The following is a 274-nucleotide window of genomic DNA, read 5'->3' as shown; positions in this document are numbered from 1 at the left end:
GAAAAAGATCCGTCTAGCTCGCCAAACAGAACGAACCAAAAGATCTGCTCATCAGGAGATGGAGCTCATCCGTAAGATACGCCATCCGTTTATTGTGGAGTACAAAGATTCTTGGGTTGAGAAGGGATGTTATGTATGCATAATAATCGGATACTGCGAAGCAGGTGACATGGCAGGAGCTATAAAGCGAGCCAATGGTGCCCATTTTTCAGAAGAGAATCTCTGTAAATGGCTTGTTCAGTTGCTCATGGCTCTTGACTACTTGCATATGAAC

At 44.2% G+C, this 274-nt stretch carries 1 protein-coding gene; it reads left to right on the top strand.

Annotated features, from left to right (window positions below):
• Window positions 1–7: 7 nt before the first annotated feature.
• Window positions 8–274, top strand: a 267-nt coding sequence (locus tag SM755_RS23620; protein ID WP_323174830.1) for a protein kinase, incomplete at its 3' end; no start/stop codon positions are given.

The sequence above is a fragment of the Natrialba sp. PRR66 genome (assembly GCF_034808065.1).
GTDB lineage: Archaea > Halobacteriota > Halobacteria > Halobacteriales > Natrialbaceae > Natrialba > Natrialba aegyptia.
This window is presented reverse-complemented; position numbering and strand designations above follow the sequence as displayed.